Origin of the sequence: Streptomyces sp. L-9-10, assembly GCF_004151105.1 — a bacterium.
GTDB lineage: Bacteria > Actinomycetota > Actinomycetes > Streptomycetales > Streptomycetaceae > Streptomyces.
Genome location: NZ_PHRF01000001.1, coordinates 1 through 295 on the forward strand (window position 1 = coordinate 1; position 295 = coordinate 295).

1 protein-coding gene is annotated in these 295 nt (G+C 64.1%); it reads left to right on the top strand.

The annotated features are described in order from the left end of the window. On the top strand, positions 1-295 hold a 295-nt coding region (locus tag CU044_RS00005), incomplete at both ends, for an AMP-binding protein (RefSeq protein ID WP_129766254.1).

Below are 295 nucleotides of genomic sequence, written 5' to 3' on the forward strand. Positions count from 1 at the left end.
GAGCCGGTGGTGGGTGTGCGGCTTCCGTCGGTGGTTCCTGCTGGTGCGTTGGCGTATGTGATGTTCACGTCGGGTTCGACGGGTGTGCCGAAGGGGGTGGCGGTGACGCATGGGGACATTGTGGCGTTGGCTGCTGATTCGCGGTGGTCGTCGGGTGCGCATGACAGGGTCCTGTTCCACTCTCCGCACTCTTTTGATGCGGCGACGTATGAGGTGTGGGTGCCGTTGTTGAATGGTGGGACGGTGGATGTGGCGGGGGGTGAGGTGAGTGTGTCGGTGGTGCGGGATGCGGTGG